This window comes from Nitratidesulfovibrio liaohensis (genome assembly GCF_011682075.1).
GTDB classification, from domain to species: domain Bacteria; phylum Desulfobacterota; class Desulfovibrionia; order Desulfovibrionales; family Desulfovibrionaceae; genus Cupidesulfovibrio; species Cupidesulfovibrio liaohensis.
This window is the reverse complement of sequence record NZ_VSMK01000228.1, coordinates 1-4,252: the sequence shown is the minus strand read 5'-3', so window position 1 is coordinate 4,252 and position 4,252 is coordinate 1. Positions and strand designations below refer to the sequence as shown.

At 66.3% G+C, this 4,252-nt stretch carries 4 protein-coding genes; 2 read left to right on the top strand and 2 right to left on the bottom strand.

Annotated elements, in window-relative coordinates; all coding sequences use genetic code 11:
• On the top strand, positions 1-1,488 hold a 1,488-nt coding region (locus FVW27_RS09000), incomplete at its 5' end, for a PAS domain S-box protein (RefSeq protein ID WP_167124478.1).
• 67 nt (positions 1,489-1,555) lie between these two features.
• On the opposite strand, the gene FVW27_RS08995 is transcribed toward FVW27_RS09000, so the two are convergent.
• Together FVW27_RS08995 and FVW27_RS08990 are read right to left on the bottom strand one after the other, a co-directional pair.
• A complete protein-coding gene (locus FVW27_RS08995; protein ID WP_243838313.1) occupies positions 1,556-2,329 on the bottom strand; it encodes a hypothetical protein in 774 nt (257 codons plus the stop codon).
• Positions 2,330-2,571: 242 nt separating this feature from the next.
• Positions 2,572-3,261: a Crp/Fnr family transcriptional regulator gene (locus FVW27_RS08990; RefSeq protein WP_167124476.1), complete on the bottom strand. Its 690-nt coding sequence runs from the start codon at positions 3,259-3,261 to the stop codon at positions 2,572-2,574.
• A gap of 192 nt (positions 3,262-3,453) precedes the next feature.
• Here FVW27_RS08990 and FVW27_RS08985 point away from each other — a divergent pair, with 192 nt between their 5' ends.
• Positions 3,454-3,951: a hypothetical protein gene (locus FVW27_RS08985; protein WP_167124474.1), complete on the top strand. Its 498-nt coding sequence runs from the start codon at positions 3,454-3,456 to the stop codon at positions 3,949-3,951.
• Positions 3,952-4,252 lie beyond the last annotated feature (301 nt).

Genomic DNA, 4,252 nt, shown 5'->3' with positions numbered 1-4,252 from the left:
CGCCCCGGCGCCTGGCACATGGCCGATGCCGCGCCCGCCGGGGGGGGCGAAGAGCGGCGCCTGATCCGCCAGCCCTCGCACGGGGCCGACCTGTGGCTGGAACTGGCCCTGAAACGCCATGACATCGGCGGCATGCAGTATGTCTCGTGCATCGCGCGCGACGTGTCGGAACGGCTGCGCGCCGAAGAGGAACTGCGCGAGAGCGAACGAAAGTACCGCGCGCTGTTCGAAGCGGCCAACGATGCCATCTTCCTGATCCGCGACGGCCTTGTACGCGACGCCAACCGCAGGGCCTGCGAACTGTTCGGCAGGCCCCTGGACCAGTTGACCTCCATGGCTCCGCGCGACCTTTCGCCGCCCGAGCAGCCCCGCGCCGGGGCCACCCACCTGGCCGAAGGCATGCACCTGGCTGCCGCCCTGGCCGGGGAGCCGCAATTCTTCGAATGGACGCATCTGCGCGCGGACGGCACCCCCTTCGACTGCGAGATTTCCCTCAGCCGCTTCACCCTGAGGGGTGAACCGTGGCTCATCGCCATCATCCGCGACGTGACCGAACAGAAGAAGCTGCGCGAAATCATGGTCCAGACGGAAAAGATGATGTCCGTGGGGGGCGTGGCCGCCGGCATGGCGCACGAGATCAACAACCCCCTTTCGGCCATCGCCCAGTCGGCGCAGAACCTGCAACGCCGCCTTTCCCCGGGCGTGGCCGACAACGAGGCGGCGGCCCTGATGGCTGGCGTGGATCTGGAGCACGTGCAACACTATTTCGAGTTGCGGGGGCTTGCCCGACTGGTTACCGGCATCCGCGAGGCCTGCGCTCGTGCGGCGGACATCGTGCGGCACATGCTGGACTTTGCCCGGCGCAGCGACGCGGAGCGAGTCGAATGCGACCTTGCGGTGCTGCTGGACCGGGCCGTGGAACTGGCAAAAAACGATTACGACCTCAAGAAACGCCACGATTTCCGCAACATCCGCATCATCCGCGAGTACGCGCCCGGCACACCCATGGTGGAATGCGTCGCCACCGAAATCGAGCAGGTGCTGTTCAACCTGCTGAAGAACGCCTCGCAAGCCATTTCGCAAAAGACCTACCCGCCGGGCGAGACGCCGCGCATCACCTTGCGCGTAGGCAAACGGTGCGGCGCGCCGGGCCTGCCCGGCGGCATCGGCGGCACAGGTGGTGTTCGGGGGATGGGGAGGATCGGTGCCCTTGGCGAAACCGGTGCAACGGACACCAGGACAGCCGACACGGAACACGTGTGCGTGCAGGTGGAGGACAACGGACCGGGCATGGACGAGCGGAGGCGGGTGCGGGTGTTCGAACCGTTCTACACCACCAAACCGCCGGGCGAAGGCACGGGGCTTGGTCTTTCGGTTTCGTACTTCATCATCAGCCGCAACCATGGCGGGCACATCATGGTGGAATCGCAGCCGGGGCTGTGGTGCCGTTTCACGGTGCTGCTGCCCGCCGTACGGCGCGACGCGTAGCCCCGCACGCCGGCTGCAGTCATGCGTACGCCGGGCCAGCCCGACCCGACGTATCTGGCTGACCTGGCTACTCTACCCTACCTTGCTGCTCTGGCTGGCCTGCCGTCCTCGGCTGGCTGACCTCACCCACCCCGCATGTCTGGCGCATGCGACCGGGTTGGTCTGCATGACCGGGTGGCAGTCCGCATGTGCTGCGGTACCCCGCCAGAAGCAGAAACCCCGCAGTCTGCACCACCACGGCGGGCGGCCCCACCACGAAGGCCCCATAGGCCACGAACTTCCAGATGAATACCGAGGACAGGGCATCCAGTCCCCCGGATATCGCCCCCACGCCCCGCACCAGGGCGAACACGCCCGAAACCAGACTGCTGCCCACCACCAGCAGGGCGGGCCAGGGGCTGCCCGTGCGATAGGCCCGCCAGGCCACCACTACAAGGTCGCAGTGCACCGCCAGTATGTGCACGCTGAACACCAGCACCCGTACGGGCACGCTGAAGCGCACCCAGGTGAACCACGAGGCGAGGCATGCCAGCGACACCAGCAGCAGACCAAAGGCACGCCACGGCACCCGCAAATCCAGAAACTGCCGTTGCCCTGCCGCCATCAGCACACCGCCCCCCACGAGGCACAGGTTGGCCCCGAGTATCGAAAGGGCATAGGGCCACGAACGCTGCATGAGCATCAGGAAGACACCCAGGGACAGCGCCCCGCCCCCAGCGGCCCAGGTGAGCACGCCGGGGTACCGGCGCATGCCCAGGGCGAAGGCAAGAACGGCAAGGGAACACAGCGCCAGATCCACCATGAGCACCAGAGCCCAGGCATAGGCCTGCGGATGTTGCATCGTTCCCTCCGGAACGAATTCGCCGCGCACGGCGAAGAAGGCGCCGAACGCCCGTCAGTCGGCAGTGCCACCTGTCGTGATGAGGTATGGCAGCGAATGGCGACAGTGATGACAATGGCAACAGTCGTCAGGGGCGCAGCCCGCGTGCCCCCGCACGCGGGCTATGGCATAAAACGGGCCGGGTGCGCCTGCACACGGTCTGGGGCCGCATGCAGACCGCGTGCGGAAGCACGCGGCGGGCATCAGAGTGTCTCGTCTCCGTCAGCCAGGGCCTGCAAATAGTCACGATCAACAATGGTCACCTCGCGCCCGTCCACGGAAACGGCTCCACGTTCGGCCAGCTTTCCGAGGCAGCGCGAAAGCGTCTCGCGCGCGGTGCCCAGCATGCCCGCCAGCACCCCCTTGGCCATGTCAAGCCGAAAGGTGTCGGCATCGCCCTTCAGTTCGCTGGCGTGCAGCAGGTAGGCGGCAAGGCGCTGCGGGGTTTCGTGCAGGGTCAGCGACTCCACCTTGGTGGTGAACACGCGCAGCTTGCGCGACAGCGCGGCCAGCATGTTCATGGCCAGGGTGGGGTCGCGGGTGATGCGGTCCACCAGTCCCTTGCGCGGCAGAAACAGCACGCGGGCGTTCTCCACGGCCATGGCGTGGGCGGGAAAGGTGCCGCCCTGGAACACCGCCACCTCGCCAAAGGTTTCGCCGGGGCCCATCACGTGCATCACGGCCTCGCGCCCGTCGGGCGCGGTCTTGAATATCTTCACGCGGCCTTCGGCCACCACGTAGAAGCCCTCTGCCGGGGAGGACTCGAAAAAAATCATCTGGCCCTTGTCCACGCGGCGGTCCACCACGATGCCCGCAAGGCCTTCCAACTGTGCGTCGGAAAGCCCGTCGAAAAGAGGCAGGCGTTCGATGATGCGGCGGTTCTGCTGGGTCACTGGCGTACCTCTGGATATGGCCGGGCGATGTCTGCCCTGTAGGCACAGCATAGGCCACCTCGGCCCTGGGGGCAAGAACGGGCACCGCGCACGGCGGGGCCACCCCGCGCATCCCAGTTGCGACGCGAGGCGGGGTGCGATAAGCGGTGAATGACCACGGGCGCCCGCGCCCCATCCACAGGAGACGATTCGATGAAATACGGCAGCAAGGTGGCGGCCCGCGTAGAGGAACTGCTGCGCGAGCAGTTGGAGGAACTGGGCGAAAACCCGGGCGCCATCGACGCCCACGAGATCGCGGCGCACATGCGCTGCGAGATATGGTCCGACGACACCATGATCTACATCTGGAAGGAAACCCCCATCCTGCGCGTGTCCTCCGAACAGCACGACGACGGCAGCGTGACCTGGCGCATGTTCACCCGCGACGACGAGGGCGACGGCTTTGCCGCCGACCCGGCGGGCAGCCTGACCCGCGACGACGGCCCGCTGCTGGACATGTCCTACCGCACCGCCGGGGGCATGGATGACGACGAGGACGATGACGACGACCTCGATGAAGACATTCTGTCCGCCCTGCTGGACGACGAGGATTCCGGCAACGACGACCTCGGGGACGATGAAGACGAGGACGACGAGGATGGCAACGGCGGCAGTGACGAACGCCGCAACGGCGGTTACCCGGTGCAGTAGCCCACGGACAGAATGGCCGGGGTAGAAACGAACCGACCGCAATCGGAAAAACCTGTCGGGATCGGACGGCAACATGAAGGGGACGCCACATGGCGTCCCCTTTTGCGCGAGTCTTCGCACGCCGCGTTGCGGCAATGCTGCGCTCAGCGCCGGATATGGTGCGTGAACTTGCTGCGTAACCGTCCAGACAACCCCACCTTTTCAGGCGAGCGGTCATCAAGTAGACATCAGTGAACTGGCTTAGACCGGGTTGTTCTTTGACATGCCTTGCGGCAGCAGGGCCTTGAGGTCGTCCTGGCTG